The organism is Lacunimicrobium album (genome assembly GCF_052161635.1).
In the GTDB taxonomy this organism is placed as follows: domain Bacteria; phylum Planctomycetota; class Planctomycetia; order Planctomycetales; family Planctomycetaceae; genus SXPC01.
In genome coordinates this window covers 1232228-1251242 of sequence record NZ_CP197413.1, presented here as the reverse complement: position 1 = coordinate 1251242, position 19015 = coordinate 1232228, and the positions used below count along the sequence as shown (strand labels likewise).

Genomic DNA, 19015 nt, shown 5'->3' with positions numbered 1-19015 from the left:
AGTGACACGTCTCATCTGCGTTATTGGAATCACAGCGGGTTAACGTAGCCAGCCGCGTTTGGGCTCGGGTTTTGCTGTTTGTTTCATTTGTTCGCCGGGGGTTTCTGAGATCAACCCGAGTTGCAACAGTTTCTTTTCGATGAGCATTTCTTTTTGTTTCAGCTTCGACTGCTCGCGCGAGAGTCGGGCGCGTTCCAGCGAGTTTTGCAGCTCGGCGATTTTGAGTTGTTCGGTCAGACGATCATGGAGGTCGTCGATCACGGCTTTCTCGGCTTCAAAGCCATGCAACTCAGTCAGATCGATATCCAAAGTGGAGCGCTGGTACATCTCAGCGGCTTTGTCGAGGAGAATCGCGATGACTTCATCGCGACTTTGGATGGCATCTTCGAGTTGCTCGTTCGTTGCGTTGTCGAAATCGACCAGTGGCGGGAGTTCGAGCCCGAGAATGTCGATCAGCTCAGAATGGTCGACAGGATGAGGATCAGACGCCGCGGCGGGAGAATGCTTCGTCGGGCGGAGAATCGATTCCTTATCGAATCCGTTGGAATCAGAATCACCTTCTGTCAGAAACGATGATTTGATCTGCTCCCAGGAATTCGGTTCGTGGGAGTCTGCTTCAGACTGAGCATCGTCAGCCTGGCTGTTTGCAAACGATGAAAGAATGGACGTCAGATTATTCAGGGGAGCGGCTGGAAACGCTGCTGCACGGTCACCGCCAGCTCGGGAGACAAGTTCCTTGATTTCGTCCAGCTGGACTTCGATGCGTCCCAGCGTGAAGCCGGCCTGCATCTGGTCCCATTGTTCGAGGAAACGGGTCAGGCCTTCGTTGAGTTCAGGAGAAAGAGCGGGTGCGGGGGCTGCTGTTGTGCGGTTGGAACCAGACGCAGCGGGAGCGCCGGCTCGCTGGTAGCGGTCCAGCTGCTCTGCGGCATACTCGAGCTGTTGCGTCAGCGCAGCGATGAGCTCATCTCGCTCATCGGTCGCGGGCGCGTCGTAGTAGTCGGTCTGGTCCATAGTACGTCGGGTCTCCTGATTACCCTGCCGGAAGCTTAGCTCAGGATTCCAAAGACGACGGAGTGTCACGAAGTTCCAGATGCTCCGCCGTTCTACGAGAGTCGACATACGCGGGTTATTCTGGATTTGCGGGCTGACGTAAACGGCTGGAATTGCCAGCAAATCCGTTGAACGCGCCATCATGCCGTCAGACGATGCTGCGAGCTGCTTCAAGCCGATGACCGGAGAGAGGAATTTGTCGACAGAAGCGATTTTTTGCACGGAAGGCGCTTTGCTTCAGAACAGAGCTTGAGAAGTCCTTTCTGGCATGTTATGAAGCAGGAGTAAAAGCTGTGCAGAGAATGAACTCATCGAAGTCAGTTCTCTGGACTCACGACCGATAGCCTCCCGGCGCTCGGAATGCCATCGGGTGAGTCACCTTAGACTTTCAAATTTGCCGTCTCCGCACCCAGTCCTGCTGCAAGTTGCTGACTTGTTGATGAGACTTTGTGTTGATGATCGGGATAATTTGCTGGTCTGAGCCGTTCAGCCTGAATTCAAGGCTCATCATGAGACCAGAAGAGCGCCGACATTGCCCATCGCCAAATGCTCTGGCTGATTCTGCGCTTCGCTTCTGCAGTCGTGATGTTTCTGCCTGTGATGTTGATTTGCGCTCTGAAATTGATTTGTGCTGCTCGATCAAATCACAAAATGCAGCCTCCTTTTGGGGACCGGCTGCCAGCCGCGATCAGTCCCTATCGACTGATTCTCTGTTCCTTCGCTCGAACTCGATGAAGATCCTCTCTGGCTTTGGGCCGAAGCCATTGTTGTCTTCATTTCCTGACCTGTTTCTTGGAGGTCTCCTCCGGGCCCGTTTGAACCTGCCGGAAGGCAAACTGTTCCAGATCGCGCTCACGGTCTCCAGGAATTAGAATCGCATTCAATCTATGTCAACACCGGTGGTAAACGTAGTCGACGACGATCCCGCCGTCTCCAGTGCAATTTCACTGATTGCCAAGAACATCGGCTACGCCGCTGCGATCTATCGCAGTGCCGAGGATTTTCTGTACGGACATGACCCCGAACGTCCAGGCTGCCTGATTCTTGACCTCAAGATGCCAGGAACGAGCGGTCTGGAAATTCAGAAGATGCTGCTGGAAGCGGGTGTCGAAATTCCGATGATCGTCGTCAGTGGAAACGCGGATGTGCCGATGGCTGTCGTTTCGATGTCACGCGGTGCGTATATGTTTCTGGAGAAGCCATTCCGTATGGAGATTCTTCAGCAGCACATCTCGAATGCCCTCGAGCTGGATGCCTCGCGTCGGGCTGTCCGAGCCAAACGTCATCGAGCCCGTCAGCAACTGTCTCGCTTGACTGAAAAAGAGCAAGAAGTCCTGCGCATGATTCTTCAAGGCCTGACGAATAAGCAGATGGCTGAAGGGCTCGGACTAACGGTCCGCGCGATTGAAGATCGTCGTTCTCGGCTGATGCGAAAGCTCGAAGTCAACACCTTGATCGAGCTGCTTGATATGGTCAACAGCGCAGGGGGCTTCCGGCTCGACAGCCCAGCCCCCGCCCCTGTTCCACGCGTCGAAATGCGATCAGCCGCCGCAGCCGTTAGCGATTGATGATCTCGTAATTAACCAGTTCGCGATTCTCAATCATCTCCCCGGCGATCTGGCCGAACTTCGCAAGGTAAGGAGCCTTCTGGTGGACGGCCAAGGCTTCCGGTGATTCATAGACTTCGTACAGGAAAATGATCTGATCATTCTGCGGATCACGACAGACATCAAACTGCTTGCAACCCGGCTCATTGGTCAGCGTATTGCTCGCATGGATCTTGATCGCAGCACGAAAATCATCGATGTACTGAGACTTCACCACGAATTTCACAACAACAGCAATCATTCTTGTCTCCATAAAAAGTTCCTTCTCCAGTCAAGGGAGAAAGTGGCAGCGCTTCGCTGACGGTTGAGGGTGGGCGATAGGCGTCGACCGACTCACATAGTTTCAACAGTGTGAGCAATACTTCTTCGGCGAAATCTTCCCATTTAATGTAGGGTGCTGGTGAGTCTTCGAACCGCACCAAATACGCCTTCAATGGTAACTGACCTTATCGATGCCACATTTGGTGCGGTTCGCAAAGCCTCACCAGCACCCTACATTTTGCGCAAGGCATGAGTGTGTCGACTGGCAACTACGTCTTTGGCGTCTCAATCGGATACCCGGCGTCCTTCCAACCACGGAAGCCGCCATCAACTGAAATGATGTTGGTGTATCCCATCTTCTGCAGGTTGTCAGCCGCCAGAGCCGAGCGATAACCGCCGCCGCAGTAGAGATAAAGAGGCTGCGTGGTGTCAGGATATTTCGTTTCGATATCCCGCTCGATGATGCCCTTGCCGAGGTGGACTGCACCGGGGATATGGCCGGCTGCGAATTCGTGATCTTCCCGGACGTCAATCAGCGTCAACGGCTGCGACTTGTCCATCATGACCTTGATGTCGGGGATCGTGCATTCTGTGATTCGAGAACGAGCGTCAGTGACGATCGCCAGAAATCCGGGGGTATGTTGCATGGTGGTTGATCCATTGGATTGAAGTGTCGAAGAGGGTGAGTCAGGCTTCGCCGATTCGCTGACTTCAGATTATCAAGACGGCAGGACTCTGCCAACGAGTGCCAACGAGAAGGCGATCCGGAAGGTCGAACAACAAATACAAACCACGGATGAACACTGATCGACACGGATAGGGAGAGGAGACTCCAATTTGATGACTTGTTTTTTATCTGTGTGAATCCGTGTTTATCTGTGTTTCCTCTTCCTCTCCGCGATCTCAGTAGCTTTCATCCGTCAATCAGTCATCTTTCCAGAAAGGCGAGGACATCCTGATTGAACTCGTTTGGCTTCTCCATCGGAGAAAGGTGGCCCGCATTCTTTATCACGACAAACTTCGCATGCGGTATCACCTTGGCCATCATTTCCATCTCGGACATCGGAATCAGAGTATCCTTATCCCCAGCGATGATGAGCGCGGGCACGGCGATGTCTGGCAGAAAGGATACGAAATTCGCACGTTGAGCCATTCCCAGGGAAGCGGCTGCGATTGAGGGCCCAGGTTGATCTGCGATCATGGACGAGAGTTGCTCCATGACTTCAAGATTGTTCGTTTGAGTATCAGGCGAGGTCAACTTGACTGGCATGTCCCGGGCGAGGTCCTCTGCTCCCTTGCGACGAGCATTGTCGGCAGTTTTCTTACGGTTTTCGATGGCTTCCGGGGTATCAGACGTCGCTTTGGTGTGGCAGAAGATGAGGCTGTCAACCAGAGACGGGTGTCGCTTCCAGAACTCTAAAGCGATATAGCCTCCCATCGAGAGCCCGCAAACTGTCGCCGGTTCATTGATCTCAAGAGACTCCAGCAAATCCGCGAGAAAGTCTGCATAGTCGGCAGGTGTCATAACGGAATTGGGAAGTTCACTTTCCCCGAATCCCGGCAGGTCGGGCGCGATGACTTTTGCTGCGACTCCGAGGGGTTCGAGTTGCTTCGACCACATGCGGGCATCCATTGGAAAACCATGGACCAGAAGTAACGGTCGCCCTGCTCCGATGACGTCGACAGCGACTCTTTTTCCGTGCACAGAGATAGTTTTCGTGGCCATGGCGGGGACTCCTTTGGTGGTAACTCTCGTTGGTGAGTGTCTCAGAATACCAGTTGCCGTCTACCGTGGTCACGCTTTTCAGAGAGAAAACAGAAGTCTCATCAACAACCATGGATTATTTGTCCACGCCTCTGAACAGCGTAAAAAAACGACACCTTTCTGTGATCTATGTGTCCATCGTCGTCGTAAGTCACATCTTACGACACAGAATTCAGCAATCGCGATTGATTTGTGTTTCAGAATCGAAACATGGCAACGGCTTTTAGCTGGAAATCCTCGCAAGGTGCGTATATTATGGGCACATAAGCGCTCACCCCGATGAAGAACAACGACCAAGACGATATGATGAATCGAATGATCGGTCGCTGCCCTGCGATGCAGGAGGTGTATGCACTCACACAGAAGGCTGCGAGCACATCTGCTACGGTCCTGCTCATGGGAGAAACAGGGACCGGCAAAGAGCTCATCGCGAGAGCCATTCACGAGTTAAGTCCCCGCGCCACAGGCCCTTACGTCCGCGTCAACTGTGGAGCGCTGAGTGAATCACTGCTGGAAAGCGAACTTTTCGGGCACGTGAAAGGGGCGTTTACTAATGCCCTGGAAAACCGCACAGGTCGCTTTGAAGCAGCTCACGGCGGCACGATCTTCCTCGATGAGATTAACTCCATGAGCTACAAGCTGCAGGTCAAACTGCTGCGAGTGCTTCAAGAACAGGAGTTTGAACGGGTCGGGGAAAGCCGAACGATTCGTGTCGACTGTCGTATCGTGGCTGCGACGAACCGAGATCTGCTGGATGAGGTCGAAGAAGGGCGTTTTCGGGAAGACCTTTATTACCGCCTGAACGTCATTCCGGTGGAACTGCCACCGCTTCGGGCACGTGGCGACGATATCAAACTGCTCGCCAAGCACTTTGCGTCGAAATTCGCTGAGGAAAACAGTAAGACTGGGTTGAGTATCACAGACTCGTTCCTGGATGCCCTTGAGGATTATTCCTGGCCAGGAAACGTACGCGAGCTCGAGAACTACATCGAACGAGCCATCATTCTATCGCAGGGCTCTTCGCTAACGGTCGATGATCTTCCGAAGCATGTGCGGGGACTGGCGCCTGTCCGCTCCGCCAAACGCAGCGACAAGTCAATCGACATGCTCTGCCAGGAACTGGTTTCGCAAGGACTCTCTGAACTCGAGCCCAAAGCGAACAACGCTCACCAGAAGATTGTCTCGCTGTTGGAAAAGGAACTCATTTTCCAGATGCTGCGTCTCTGCCAGGGAACGCAGACCAAAACGGCGATTCGTCTGGGCATCAACCGCAATACGCTGCATAAGAAGATCGAAGAATACGGGTTGGCGGAAGAGGCTCGCGGGTAGAGAATCGAGATCAGGGGGCGAGGCACTGCAATCCGTTCCGGCTGTTCGACTTCATGTTGCGATAAGATGAATTTTGTATGGGTGGTCTCATGGTCGTCGCGGGTTTAATTTTCTGAGTGATATTGTCAGTCATTGTGTAATTTTTCCGCCGGGTCTCTTTCTGAACCGCAGCCAACCTTACAAAATGGGAGAGGTTCGTACGAAAAAATTCCCAACGCAACTGGATGCAACTCATGGGACGAAATTCGTAGCGTCGCAAAGAACGTCACGCGAAAAAGCGGCAGGAAAAGCAAAAGCAACGACAGACGCGAACACGACAGCAAGAGACGCAGCGCTACGTCGTCCCGATCGCGGGAAGTCAATCACGTCAACTTCAACGCCATCTGCAGCAATCACCTCAGTCCTGGGAGGGTGAGCCAGACGTTGACATCGCGGTGTTCGATGATGTCGTGCTTGCCGCATTGCCCTCGGAGCTGGCAACAGAGGTGACAGCCATTCGCGAATTCCTGCAGGCTGCCACTGAACTGCGTGGAGAAGAGGCCCTTAAAACCGTTTCCATTATTTCTCGCAGTAGCCCTTTAAGCGAATGGCGTCTATTTATTCGCGGACTGATCGACTGGCTTGGCAGCGATACTCAGGCCGCGAGTGAGGCTTGGAGACGTTTGAATTCGGAGCGTCGTCCGGGGCGGATCGCGTCGTCCATGATGTTGTCCTTAAATTCTGATCTCGATCGACTTCCGCGTGGAGGATCCGTAGAGGAATCGGAACCTTCATTGCCATGGCAGCGCTGGGACGACCAACATTTGTTTCATGCCAAGCTTTTGCATCGTGTTCGTTTTGAGCGTGCGGCATTGCGCGTTGTCGAAGCGGGGGTAAAAATGCCGGAGGAGTCAAAAAGCCTCCTCTTGGGGATCAAGAAACTTCGTTGGATGAAGCAGTTTGTCGTCGAATATCAACAGACGGAGCCAGCGCTGACGAGTGCGCTTTGTCAGACGGTATTACATCGAGCATTCCTGCAGAACTACGCGGACGTATTCGATGAGGCAATCAAGTCCTTTCGCGGTCCACGTCATGATCGCCAGAATTTACTGCTCACATTCTTTTATTATATTCGCTTCGATGATTCGCAGCTTCAAATGCGAGGGGAGCAGGCATTAAAGGAGTATCTGGACAAGGATTTGAAGCAGAACGAGCTGCTTTCGAAGTCACTGCGTAATGCGATCGCCAGTTACATTCATTTGATGGAAGCGAAATCTTTGATAACAGAAGGCCTGAAGAGTGGAATCAACTTATTTTTCGGCTATGAAGAGGATGTCTCGGGGATTCGCAAGCATTTGAAGGCATCGTTGAAAGCTGAGCCTGGCAATCTGGCTACCTGTCAGGCCTATGTTGAATGGCTGACATCAAAGCTGGATAATGACCGGTTGAAGCAAGCCGAACGCAAGCCACTGGAAACGGAGCTGGCGGGTGTCATGCGGGGATGGGCCTCAAGCAGACCAGACGATGCCGAGCCTCGTTTATGGTTGGTGGATTATCTTCTCGAGAACGAACAGATGGAGGAGGCCAGTCCTCATGTCACGTTCTTAGCTGCATCACGGCAGGATGATCCGCGCGTGAAGGCAACCCCCTGGAAATGGCAGCTTCTGGAAGCGATGCGTCTGTGTCGAAGAAAAGCATGGTTGAGCGAAGTCCCAACTCATCTCAACGAAGCGGAATCGCTTTGGCCTGACTGGTTGCCAAAACAATGGTTGCCTTACTTGCGAGCTGGCTGGTTGTTACGGTCCGGGGATATCGGAGCGTTTGAGGCTGCGCGACAAGAGATTTGTGATGTCACTGGTCAAACCCGCGGCAGCCTGGTCGATCGTTGCATGATGCTGGGGGCCGCTCAGAAGATGCGAGTCAGAACAGACGATCTCAAGCGACTTCGTCTGGAGGTCGAAGAGGCGTTGAAAAAACGGGACGAGATTCCTCTGGAAGAGTATGTCGATGTCGCGGGCTTTTTTTGGGATCTGCATCGGACGCAATTGCTTTATCCTGCCTACCGCACTCACGGGAGCAAATTCGGCCAAACGCTCAAATCGATCTGGTCCCAGTTTCCGGGCAAGTTACAGGACTGTTACACGGACGAAAAAACTCAGAAAGCGGTTTTGTATCAGATCCGTTCACGGTTCTCGGTGTCACGCATGACGCCAGCGAGGCGGAGATTCGTAGCCGTTATCTTGAACTGGTCAAAACGTATCCACCAGAGCGTGAGCCAGACAAGTTTCGGGAAGTCCGTGCGGCTTATGAAGCAGTCAAAGAGCCCCTGTCGCTTGCCAAACGCCTAGCAAATCCACCGGGAGATGAAATTCCTGAATGGGCAGATGTGATTGCCACGCAGAAACAGAATCCTCCTCGCTTGTCCGTGCAGTTTCTACTGAGCCTGGGGAATCGAGCATCGGAAAGTCCATCCTCGACATAGGTTTGGGACCAGCCACGACGACGTCCGATGGCATCCCGGAGAAAGAGGGAGCCAAGACAGGATTCAAGCCTCCATGCTTTGGAACAAAGTACCTATGAGCGATTCAACCATCTCTTCAGGAAGCAGTGAGACACCTCTCAACTGGGACAATGCTCCAACAAATAGCGTGCCTCAGTTTGGAGCATTGGATATCGTCGAGGCCTTCACTGCGATGCGCCACGAATGGCGCGGGCAGACCAAAGAGAGCCGACTGCTGACGGAGAAAATCGACCAGGCGGTGACGAACATCCAAGCGCTGGAGTCGAAATTACTCGCCAGTATTTCGGAAGCAAAATCAGGAAGCCGCGATTCAGACGAGTCCTCCAAGGCCAGGGCTTTGGTCATGCGGGTTATCGAGACAGACCAACAACTGTCCCGAGCGATATCGGGAATCGATCAATGGGAAGCAACCCGTCAAGTTCAGGCAGAAGCCGATCGGAAATCCGTGGCGTTGTTCTTCGAGAGCATGAATTGGCTCGCGCGATGGTTTGCTCGTCCGTTCCTGAACGCGGTCATCTTGCAGTTTTCTTCTCAAGAGAAGGCGGCTAAGAATCCGGCCGTTGAAGGTTTGAATCTCGTGCTGGCGAGATTGCGTCGTACGATGCAGGAGCAAGGGATCGAACGTCTCGACACTCTCGGCCAGCCGTTCGATGCGAACGCCATGCATGCCATTGGAACATTGACTGAGACGTCTTATCCTGCAGGACATGTCGCTGAACAGATTTCTCCAGCCTATTACTGGCAAGGCAAAATTCTGCGTTTTGCCGATGTTCGCATCGCGAGGTGATATGTGCAAACAAGGGATCTTCGAGTCAAGGAATGCTCATCAAAGAGGTAGCGGGAATGGCTGAGAACAACAGCGGCGGCGCGATTGCGAGTGATACGATTATCGGAATCGATCTGGGGACAACCAACAGCGTTGTGGCGGTCGTCATTGATGGTCAGCCACAGGTTCTGGGCGAAGCGGGAGAGAAACTGCTGCCGTCTGTCGTTGGAATCAATCCACAGGGGCAACTGGTGACAGGGCTGCCTGCGAAGAATCAATTAGCGGCATTCCCTGATCGGACAGTCGCTTCGATCAAGCGTCGGATGGGGCAGATGGAACCTGTTTCACTGGGGGGGGACAGTCATTCACGCCGCCGGAAATCAGCGCGATGATCCTCCGTCGTCTTCGAGAGAACGCCAGTCACGCGATCGGACAATCGATCACTCGAGCCGTGATTACCGTACCGGCGTTCTTTGACGAGAACCAGCGTCAGGCGACTCGCGAAGCTGCTGAACTGGCAGGGCTGACCGCCGAAAGGATCATTAACGAGCCGACCGCTGCCACCCTGGTCTATCATGCTGGCACGCAGGATCGTAAACAAATCGCCGTCTATGATTTCGGTGGCGGAACTTTTGACGTCTCTATTGTCCGCATGGAGGCAGGCATTACCGAAGTTCTCAGCAGTCGAGGTGACGTTCGTCTGGGAGGGGACGATCTCGACCAGGTACTGCTTGACCATATCGCCGAGCAATTCTTATCCGAACACGGAATTGACCTCCGTGAGAACGCCACCTCTCGCTATCGCTTGTCGCTGGCCTGCGAGCAGGCCAAGCGACGCCTTTCTTTCGACGAGACGGTCAGGATCGAAGAAGAGTTTATCACTGAAAAAGCCGGACAGCCTCTGCACTTGACGGCGACTGTCACACGCAGCGAATTCGAGGAGTTGATCGAACCCTTCATCGAGCGGACCATCGACTGCCTTGATGCAGCGCTACGCGAGGCCGGGATGACGGTCCATCAAATGGATGACTTGGTTCTTGTGGGTGGTTCAACCCGGATCCCTCTCGTCGAGAAACGCTTGCGTGAAGAGTTTCAAAGAGAGCCAAGTCGAGCAGTCGACTCTGATCTGGCAGTTGCACTCGGAGCCGCCGTGCAGGCTGCCATGATCGAGGGACGACATGTCGGGCCAGTTCTCGTGGACGTAACGGGGCACACGCTGGGCATAGAGGCGTGCGTCGGGATGACGTTCAGTGGGCCACAGATGGTCTTCTCCCCGATCATTCATCGGAACACACCTCTCCCGGCGCGATATGAACACGCCTATTCCACGATGTTCGATGGCCAGAAAGCCGTTGAGATTCATGTGTTGCAAGGAGAACATCCCGAAGTGCATCGCAATCGATCCATCGGAAAGTTTCGCCTGGATCTCGAAGGAGCTGACAAAGAGCGAAGCAAAATCACTGTCAGATTTGAATTGACCCTGGATGGAACACTCAAGGTCACAGCGACTCAAACGGCAACGGGTCTGAGTCGACAGCTCGAAATTGATAATGCCCTCAGTCACTTCCAGGCCGACGAAAGAAGTCGGGCACAGGCACGTCTGGAGGAGATGTTTGACGAATCCGACGAGTTCGCATCGCAGGGGAATCCTCTCAAGAGTACCGATATTGATGCAGACTCACCCGCGCCAGCAGATTCCGAACTAGCCGAGGAGACGTTCGCGGAAGCGATCGCCTTACTCAAGAAGGCCGATGCCGCGAGAAAATCCCTTTAGGGGCAAGATGCCATCGATTTGGATTCGATCTGCGAAAACCTGAAGCAGGCCATCGAAGACGACAACGACTTCACCGTTGCCAGCCTGAGTGCGGAACTGGATGATTTGTTATTCTATGTGCGATGAATCCGATTTTCGCTGTCCAGTCTGCCGGGCCAAACAGCCGCTTAGCCTGACCTGTCGACGTTGTCAGGCTGATCTGAGTCTCGTTATGAGTGCTCTTCGCAGGATCACGTACTTGAAAGAACAGAGACTTCAAGCTCGCGCGACAGGCGATGCCGAGCAAGTGCGTCAACTCACATCAGAATTGGATTGGCTCTCACCGAAGCGGTGATATCTAAGCCTCGCACGCTTACTGCAAGTCATTGGTGCACAAAAAACTGCGAAGCCTATAAATCCTCGACGTCAGTTATTCGTCACCATGCGACGATATCATCTCGGCTCAACCCATGTGAGCGTTGTATGGAGCCTTGAGCCGATGAGTTTCATACAATCTGCGTGTTGCCCCTCTCATCATCGCAACCCAGCACAGCCTCGCTTGAAACCCCCGTCTAACTTCCCCTCTTAACTTGGCTCGTCTATGCCGTCGTGGTTAAACTCTCATTTCATCACTTTTTGCAGTCTCCTTCGTGGTAAAGACTCTCCCCATGAACACCGCTTCCATCACGCCCGCCATGATTGCTTCTTCCCCCTGGGCTGTCCCACCCATGGCCCGACGTGAGGACTTCTCTCTCAGTCTTGAAGACAACCAGAAGATCATCAAGCACATCGAGTCCGGCGGCATCAAAACGCTCCTCTATGGCGGTAACGCGATCTTCTACCACCTCACGCTCAAGCAGTACGAAGAAGCCCTTCAACTGATCAGCACCAGCGCCAGCAAATCGACCTGGGTCATCCCTGCGACTGGCCCGGCCTATGGCAGTATGCTCGATCAGCTCCCCATCCTCCAGCAGTTCAACTTTCCCTCGGTTATGGTTCTCCCCCAGTCCGATATCTCCACCTCTCTGGGCCTCACCCGGGGCATCAAAACCTTTGCGGAAAAATTCGGCAAGCCTGTCGTCGTCTATCTCAAGTACGACCGCAAGATCAAAGCCGAACACGTCAAATCCCTGGTCGATGACGGCCTTGTTGCAGCCATTAAGTACGCTGTTGTCCGCGAAGACTACACCGACGACGCCTACCTCAAAGAGCTCTGCAGCCTTGTCGACCCTTCTCTGATCCTCTCCGGGTTAGGCGACCAGCCTGCCATCGTCCACATGCGTGACTTCCACCTCGGCGGCTTCACCACCGGTTGTGGTTGCATCGCCCCCAAAATCTCCATGGCCCTGCTGAAAGCCATCCAGTCCCAGGACTACGCCCGTGCTGACGAACTGCGTCGCATGTTCCTCCCCCTCGAAGACCTCCGAGATAACAACGGCCCCATCATCGTCCTTCACGAAGCCACCCTCGCTGCAGGCGTTGCTCAAACCGGCCCGATTCTTCCTCACCTCAGCGAACCCGACAGCAGCTTGTCTTTCCGAATCCAACAAGCCGCACAAGATCTGGTGAAGCTGAATGATTCTTTGTCTTAGGGTGAGCGTGACGGATCAATTCGACTGAAGAGAGCATTAGTCCGGCCTACTATCCAAATCATACGAATCTCAGTTTAAGCAAGAGTGGTCACAAAAGTCGTGTCCTGCTCACAGCTTTGAGTGAGTATGCTGTTTCGTTTGACGTTGGTGCGTTCAGAACATGCTTGCTCAAAGCCGCAAGCATGGCACGTTGAGAAGAAGATGCGCTGAGTCAAGTGGTGACTGTTATCACATGCTGCAAGAAATAGCTTTCCGGTCATTCGCACGCACTGCGAATACTCCGAAACACCTCGCACCTACTGCGGCGAGGGTTCGTGATGACGTTGCAAAATATCCTTTATGCAACGAACTTCCTGGCAGGAAATTCATCCTGCCAGGGGAATGCGTATCTCTCCTGCGGAATTTGCGTGGGTGAGTGTCAACCCCCGCTCGCCTTAGCGGACGCGCTCGACGTAGCTGCCGGAAGCGGTATCGATTTTGATCTTGTCGCCTTGTTCGATGAAGGCAGGGACTTGGATTTCGGAGCCGGTTTCGACGGTTGCGCCCTTCGTCACGTTGGTCGCAGTGTTACCACGGGCGGCAGGTTCCGCGTAAGTGACTTCGAGGATGACGTGCTGAGGCGGGTTCATGGAGATGAGTTTGTCATTCCAGAAGAGGAGGTCGACCTGGGTGCCTTCGAGGAGGTATCGCATGGCATCGCCGACGATTTCCGATGGGAGGGCGAACTGCTCGAAGGTATCGCTATCGAGGTAGTAATAGTTTTCGCCGTCTCGGTAGGAGTAGCTGCCGATGCCGCGACGGACGTCAGCGGCTTCGAGGCCGTCACCGGAGCGGTAGGTGCGGTCGAGAATTTTGCCGGAGAGGAGGTTTTTCAGCTTGGTGCGGTAGAGGGCCTGACCTTTGCCGGGCTTCTCGAAGTTGCATTCGAGGATGTCATAAGGGTTGCCGTCGAGGAGGACTTTGAGACCCTTTTTGAAGTCGCCGACGTTGAGCATTGCCATGTGATTACCGAATTTTCTTTCCGAGTGCTGTGTTTCCATTCGTGGACGCGGTACGATTCGTGCGCACCGCGTCTGAAAGGACGTTATCTCCCATAAATGCCACCTTGTCAACCAATCGCCGCTTCTGCATGTCTGAGACGTCCATACAACTTGAAACGGTCTCCTGGAGACGCGAACTTGCGCGGGCGATCCGCGATCCCGCAGTGTTGCTTTCCCGGCTGGAACTGCCGGAGAATCTGCTGGGAGACGCGCACAAGGCTGCGGGTGATTTTTCATTGATGGTGACGGAGAGTTTTCTGTCGCGGATGGTGGAGGGGGATGTGAATGATCCGTTGCTCAGACAGGTTTTGCCGACGCTGGCTGAGATGTCAGGAGCGGAGTCGGGGTCTGAGATCACGACTGATGCGGTCGGGGATCAGGCAGCGACGCGGGCGCCGGGTTTGATTCATAAGTATCAGGGGCGGGCGCTGCTGATTGCGACGGGGGCATGTGCGATCAACTGTCGGTATTGTTTTCGTCGCCATTATCCGTATTCCGACGCGCCGAAGTCCTGGACGGACTGGAAGCCGGCCTTTGATGTGCTGCGGGACGACTCCTCGATTGAGGAGATCATTTTGAGTGGCGGTGATCCGTTGATGCTGCCGGACGGGCGTTTTGCGGAGCTGGTCGAGATCCTGGAAGCGATCCCGCATTTGAAGCGGTTGCGGATTCATTCTCGGTTGCCGATTGTGTTGCCGAGTCGTGTGAATGAGAGTCTGCTGGCGACGCTGACCTCTTCACGGTTACAGGGGATGGTGGTGGTGCATGCGAATCATCCGAATGAATTGGATGAGGAGACGCAGGGGGCGCTGAAGAGGCTGGTGTCGTCGGGGGTGCCGACGTTGAATCAGTGTGTGTTGCTGAAGGGGATCAATGATGACGTGGAGACGCTGGCTGGATTGTGTACGAAGCTAGTGAATGTGGGGGTGATGCCTTATTACATGTCTCAGTTGGATCGGGTGGCGGGGGTGGGGCATTTTGAAGTGCCGGTGGAGAAGGGGCGACAGTTAATTAAGGAGCTGCGGACGCGGTTGCCGGGGTATGCGGTGCCGCAGTATGTGCAGGAACTGCCGGGAGAGCCGAATAAGCTGCCGTTGTAAAAGCGTTGAGTTACATGCGGAGTGCGTCTGAGAAACCACGGCTTGCGATTTGTTTCGGACATAAAAAAAGCTCTTTCGGAGTTGAGCCGGTGAATGTGCCAATCGCAATTGGTGACAACTCTGGTGACAGTGACGATTGCGATTGTTGTCATTATAAGTCCGGGTGACAGGACGGCGATTGAGCTTTTCGCGATCAGATTGGCAGACTCGTGTTGTGCAGTTTCTCGCCCGAGCATCGATCTCATGGGATCATACGCCAAGCATCGTCAGCCTTGATGAAAATGGGCTGATGGCTTTCAGAATGACTGGACGTTAGACTAAGAGTCATTACACACAAACCTGCAGGGAGTTGGCGTCATGGAGCGAACACCGCTGGTTGAGGACATACAAAGTTACGCGCAAAGTATTGTTGATACGGTGCGCGAACCTTTGTTGATCCTCGATGCCACGTTGCGGGTCCATTCCGCCAACCGTGCCTTCTACCAGACCTTTCACGTCTCGCCCGGGGAGACGGAAGGTCGGCTGATCTATGAGCTCGGCAACGGCCAGTGGGACATCCCCGACTTACGGACCCTGCTGGAGGACATCGTCCCGAAGAGCTCTGTCTTCGACGACTTCGAGCTGCAGCATACCTTCCCGGTGATCGGTCGTCGGGCGATATTACTCAACGCGAGGAAGCTCCAGTCTGACCGCCACGGCGAGCTTTTGGTCCTTGCCATGGAAGATGTGACCGCGCGTAAGCAGGCCGAAGAAGCGCTGCTCAAAGCCGGGGCGTTGCAGAGCGCCATTTTCAACAGCGCTAACTTCTCGAGCATTGCCACCGACGAGAAGGGTGTCATTCAAATCTTTAATGTCGGTGCCGAGCGGATGCTGGGCTATACCGCCGCTGACGTGATGAACAAGATCACGCCGGCCGACATCTCTGATCCGCAGGAAGTGATCACCCGTGCCAAAGCCTTGAGCGCCGAGTTGGCAACTACGATCACGCCGGGCTTTGAGGCCCTGGTCTTCAAAGCAGCCCGGGGAATCGAGGATATCTACGAGCTGACCTACATCCGCAAGGATGGCAGCCGCTTTCCTGCAGTCGTCTCGGTCACGGCGCTGCGCGACGATCAAAACACGATCATCGGCTATCTCCTGATCGGCACCGACAATACCGCGCGCAAGCAAGTGGAAGCCGAGCGGATGCTGCTTGATCAGCGCGTTCGCGATCAGCAGTTTTACACCCGCTCGCTGATTGAATCGAACATTGATGCCCTGATCACTACCGACCCGCGCGGCATCATTACCGACGTCAACAAGCAGATGGAGGCGCTCACCGGATGCACGCGCGACGAGCTGATCGGCGCGCCATTCAAGGACTACTTCACCGACCCGGAACGAGCCGAAGCAGGTATCAAGCGCGTGCTGAGCGAACACAAGCTCACTGACTACGAATTGACCGCACGGGCTCGCGATGGCAAGGAAACAGTCGTGTCCTACAACGCATCCACCTTCCACGACCGTGATAGAAAGCTGCAAGGAGTGTTCGCCGCCGCCCGTGATGTCACCGAACGTAAACGCTACGAACAATCGTTGCAGCAAGCCAACCGCGCTAAGAGCGTCTTTCTGGCAAATATGTCGCACGAAATCCGCACACCGATGAACGCTATCCTCGGATTCTCTCAGTTGATGCTCCGCGACCAGGTCCTCACTCCTCGACAATGCCAGTACCTGGAAACTATCAACAGGAGCGGCGAGCATCTATTGGCCCTGATCAACGACATCCTGGAGATGTCCAAGATCGAGGCGGGCCGCACGACGCTGAATCTTTCGACCTTCGACCTGCCAGTCCTGCTCAGGGATCTGGAGATGATGTTCCGCATTCGCACGGACGAAAAAGAATTATTGTTCTCCGTCGAGATGATCGGCGACGTCCCTCAATACATCGTGACCGATATCAACAAGCTGCGTCAGGTTTTTATTAACGTGCTGGGAAACGCTGTCAAATTTACCGAGAAGGGCAGTGTGCGAATACGTGTTCGTGTGGACCGTCAGAAGGAGTCGGAACCTTTTCTCCAGGTCGAAATCGAAGACACGGGACCGGGCATTTCAACCGACGATCAGGACAAGTTGTTTCGACACTTCGAACAGACCAAGTCCGGACAACAAGCGGGAACCGGCACGGGGCTCGGCTTAGCCATCAGCCGGGAGTTTGTTCGACTGATGGGTGGAGACATCTCGTTGAGCAGCCAAGTTGGTATTGGCAGCGTTTTCGTCATTCGCCTCCCTCTGAAAGAGGGTGAAGCAAACGCGGTCCAAGCAAAAAGCACGCCACGGCAAGTCCTGAGGCTGCAGCCCGGGCAGGCGACGTGCCGAGTGCTGATTGCCGATGACGTCGAGGATAACCGCCAGCTCCTGGTTCAAATGCTCGCGCCAGTCGGTTTCGAGATCCGATTGGCGACCAACGGAGCGGAAGCCGTCCAGATATTTGAGCAATGGCGGCCGAATCTGATCCTGATGGATTTCCGCATGCCGGTGATGGACGGTCACGAGGCGATTCGCCGGATTCGTGCCATAGACACTGGCCAGGACCTCAAGATTATCGCCGTAACGGCCAGTGCAATGGACGAGAACCGCCAGGACTTGATGGCAGTCGGCGCAGATGATTTTATAGGCAAGCCGTTCAGAGAATCCGAACTGTTTGAGAAGATTCATCTCCATCTGGGGATCGAATTTGTTTATGCCGAGCCGCCCTCGCCATTGGCTTTGGAAGAAACGACCGAACTGACGCAACAGTCACTGGCCAACTGGCCGCAAGACCTGATCGCCCCGATGCGTGAAGCCGTGATTACGGCGGATCTGGACCAGTTGCTGGCCAGAATCCAGGAGGTTGAGGTTCGCGATCCCCGTATTGCTCGGGGCCTGCGCCGCTTGGCCGAAAGCTTCCAGTACCAGAAACTTCTCGACCTATTATGCACGGAGGCATCTCTTGAATCTGAAAAAGTCTGAACGTCGTACGGTCCATCCCAGCAATAGCATCATGCCTGCCAGCATCCTGATCGTGGACGACACCCCCGCCAATCTTCAAGTATTAGCTGGCATGCTCAAGGATCGCGGTTATAAAGTTCGGCCCGTGCCCAGCGGCAAGTTGGCGCTACAGGCGGCCGAACGCGATCCCCCGGACTTGATTCTGCTGGACATCAATATGCCAGAGATGAACGGCTACGAGGTCTGCGAGCACCTCAAAGCCGATGACCGACTTAAGGCAATCCCGGTCATCTTTATCAGTGCTCTGACCGAGCAGCTTGATAAGGTCAAAGCTTTTGCCTTCGGTGGCGTCGACTACATCACCAAGCCGTTTCAGATGGAAGAACTGCACGCACGTGTCGAGACTCACCTGTATCTCCGCCGTATGCAATTGGAGTTAGAGCAGGTCAACACGCGGCTGGAGAACGTTAACGAGCGGATGTCGCGTGACCTCAAAGCTGCGGCGAGAATCCAACAGACGTTCCTTCCCCGCCAGCCGCCTGGTGTTCCCGGAACCGATGTTGCCTGGATCTATCGCCCCTGTGACGAACTGGCCGGTGATGGACTGAATGCCATCGCGCTGGGCGATGGCAACCTCGGACTCTACATTCTCGATGTCAGCGGTCATGGCGTCGCCTCGGCCCTGATGTCAGTGACGATGAGCAGGCTCCTCTCACCGCCATCCGACGCTTCCTCGATTCTGGTCCGAGGCGCCGGCACATCAGAGGGAATCCAGATCACGCCGCCCGCTGAAGTGGCGACTCGACTCAATCAGCTCTTCCCGTTCGATATGGCTGTTGGCCAATTCGCGACCCTGATCTACGGAATCCTGAACACGGCAAACGGGGAGTTTCGGTACGTCTCCGCAGGGCATCCCGGACCAGTGCATCTCCCTTTCGACTCGGCATCGCCGGGAGTCATTCTGGAGGCTGAAGGCTTTCCAATCGGCGTGACTGACGAACCCTATCAGGAGCGATCGGTACACCTCGAGCCAGGCGACCGATTGTACTTCTATTCCGATGGCGTCACCGAAGCCATGGATCCCGCCAGCAATCAGTTCGGCGACGCCCGACTCATACAGACGACCGGTCAGGCGCGGTCCGAGACACTAGAGAACAGCGTTGCGACCCTCTTGACGGAAATCACGCAGTGGCAGGGATCTGAGCGATTCCACGACGACATCTCCATCCTGGCTGTCGAGATGGTATCGGCCAAGGGCGAGTAAGCTTCATTGGCATCC

At 54.5% G+C, this 19015-nt stretch carries 15 protein-coding genes; 10 read left to right on the top strand and 5 right to left on the bottom strand.

Going from position 1 to position 19015, the window contains the following annotated elements; genetic code table 11:
• Nucleotides 1–39: 39 nt before the first annotated feature.
• Nucleotides 40–1275, bottom strand: a complete 1236-nt coding sequence (locus SH248x_RS04885) for a hypothetical protein (protein WP_459557397.1) — start codon at nucleotides 1273–1275, stop codon at nucleotides 40–42.
• Nucleotides 1276–1940: 665 nt separating this feature from the next.
• On the opposite strand from SH248x_RS04885, the gene SH248x_RS04880 reads away from it, so the two are divergent.
• On the top strand, nucleotides 1941–2621 hold the full coding sequence (locus tag SH248x_RS04880) for a response regulator transcription factor (RefSeq protein WP_459557396.1): 681 nt from the start codon (nucleotides 1941–1943) through the stop codon (nucleotides 2619–2621).
• Here SH248x_RS04880 and SH248x_RS04875 read toward each other — a convergent pair.
• The 3 genes from SH248x_RS04875 to SH248x_RS04865 all read right to left on the bottom strand — a co-directional run bounded on the left by SH248x_RS04875 (nucleotide 2611) and on the right by SH248x_RS04865 (nucleotide 4647).
• A complete protein-coding gene (locus SH248x_RS04875) occupies nucleotides 2611–2901 on the bottom strand; it encodes a putative quinol monooxygenase (protein ID WP_459557395.1) in 291 nt (96 codons plus the stop codon). The genes SH248x_RS04880 and SH248x_RS04875 overlap by 11 nt on opposite strands.
• A 289-nt stretch (nucleotides 2902–3190) precedes the next feature.
• Nucleotides 3191–3568, bottom strand: coding sequence for a rhodanese-like domain-containing protein (locus tag SH248x_RS04870; RefSeq protein WP_459557394.1), 378 nt, complete (start codon nucleotides 3566–3568; stop codon nucleotides 3191–3193).
• A 281-nt stretch (nucleotides 3569–3849) separates the two neighbouring features.
• Nucleotides 3850–4647: an alpha/beta fold hydrolase gene (locus SH248x_RS04865; protein WP_459557393.1), complete on the bottom strand. Its 798-nt coding sequence runs from the start codon at nucleotides 4645–4647 to the stop codon at nucleotides 3850–3852.
• 354 nt (nucleotides 4648–5001) lie between these two features.
• On the opposite strand from SH248x_RS04865, the gene SH248x_RS04860 reads away from it, so the two are divergent.
• The 6 genes from SH248x_RS04860 to SH248x_RS04835 all read left to right on the top strand — a co-directional run bounded on the left by SH248x_RS04860 (nucleotide 5002) and on the right by SH248x_RS04835 (nucleotide 12626).
• Nucleotides 5002–6015 (top strand): sigma-54 interaction domain-containing protein, encoded by a 1014-nt coding sequence (locus SH248x_RS04860; protein WP_459557392.1) that lies wholly within the window; start codon nucleotides 5002–5004, stop codon nucleotides 6013–6015.
• Nucleotides 6016–7879: 1864 nt separating this feature from the next.
• On the top strand, nucleotides 7880–8476 hold the full coding sequence (locus SH248x_RS04855) for a J domain-containing protein (RefSeq protein WP_459557391.1): 597 nt from the start codon (nucleotides 7880–7882) through the stop codon (nucleotides 8474–8476).
• Nucleotides 8477–8549: 73 nt separating this feature from the next.
• Nucleotides 8550–9302 carry a nucleotide exchange factor GrpE gene (gene grpE, locus SH248x_RS04850; RefSeq protein WP_459557390.1) on the top strand — a complete coding sequence of 251 codons (753 nt, stop codon included), beginning with the start codon at nucleotides 8550–8552 and terminating at the stop codon, nucleotides 9300–9302.
• A 56-nt stretch (nucleotides 9303–9358) separates the two neighbouring features.
• A complete protein-coding gene (locus SH248x_RS04845) occupies nucleotides 9359–9673 on the top strand; it encodes an Hsp70 family protein (RefSeq protein ID WP_459557389.1) in 315 nt (104 codons plus the stop codon).
• Nucleotides 9670–11055, top strand: a complete 1386-nt coding sequence (locus SH248x_RS04840; RefSeq protein WP_459557388.1) for an Hsp70 family protein — start codon at nucleotides 9670–9672, stop codon at nucleotides 11053–11055. Before SH248x_RS04845 ends, SH248x_RS04840 begins: the two co-directional genes overlap by 4 nt.
• Before the next feature lie 647 nt (nucleotides 11056–11702).
• Nucleotides 11703–12626 carry a dihydrodipicolinate synthase family protein gene (locus SH248x_RS04835; protein ID WP_459557387.1) on the top strand — a complete coding sequence of 308 codons (924 nt, stop codon included), beginning with the start codon at nucleotides 11703–11705 and terminating at the stop codon, nucleotides 12624–12626.
• Nucleotides 12627–13060: 434 nt separating this feature from the next.
• Here the strand turns inward: SH248x_RS04835 and efp are convergent, their stop codons facing one another.
• Nucleotides 13061–13627: an elongation factor P gene (gene efp, locus SH248x_RS04830; RefSeq protein WP_459557386.1), complete on the bottom strand. Its 567-nt coding sequence runs from the start codon at nucleotides 13625–13627 to the stop codon at nucleotides 13061–13063.
• 128 nt (nucleotides 13628–13755) lie between these two features.
• On the opposite strand from efp, the gene epmB reads away from it, so the two are divergent.
• From epmB to SH248x_RS04815, 3 genes are all read left to right on the top strand, one after another.
• The gene (gene epmB / locus SH248x_RS04825) at nucleotides 13756–14766 is read left to right on the top strand and encodes a KamA family radical SAM protein (protein WP_459557385.1); all 1011 of its coding nucleotides are present in this window, start codon (nucleotides 13756–13758) and stop codon (nucleotides 14764–14766) included.
• Between the two features lie 357 nt (nucleotides 14767–15123).
• Complete coding sequence (locus tag SH248x_RS04820) at nucleotides 15124–17757, top strand: PAS domain S-box protein (RefSeq protein ID WP_459557384.1); 2634 nt, start codon at nucleotides 15124–15126, stop codon at nucleotides 17755–17757.
• A complete protein-coding gene (locus tag SH248x_RS04815) occupies nucleotides 17738–19000 on the top strand; it encodes a PP2C family protein-serine/threonine phosphatase (RefSeq protein ID WP_459557383.1) in 1263 nt (420 codons plus the stop codon). Before SH248x_RS04820 ends, SH248x_RS04815 begins: the two co-directional genes overlap by 20 nt.
• Nucleotides 19001–19015 lie beyond the last annotated feature (15 nt).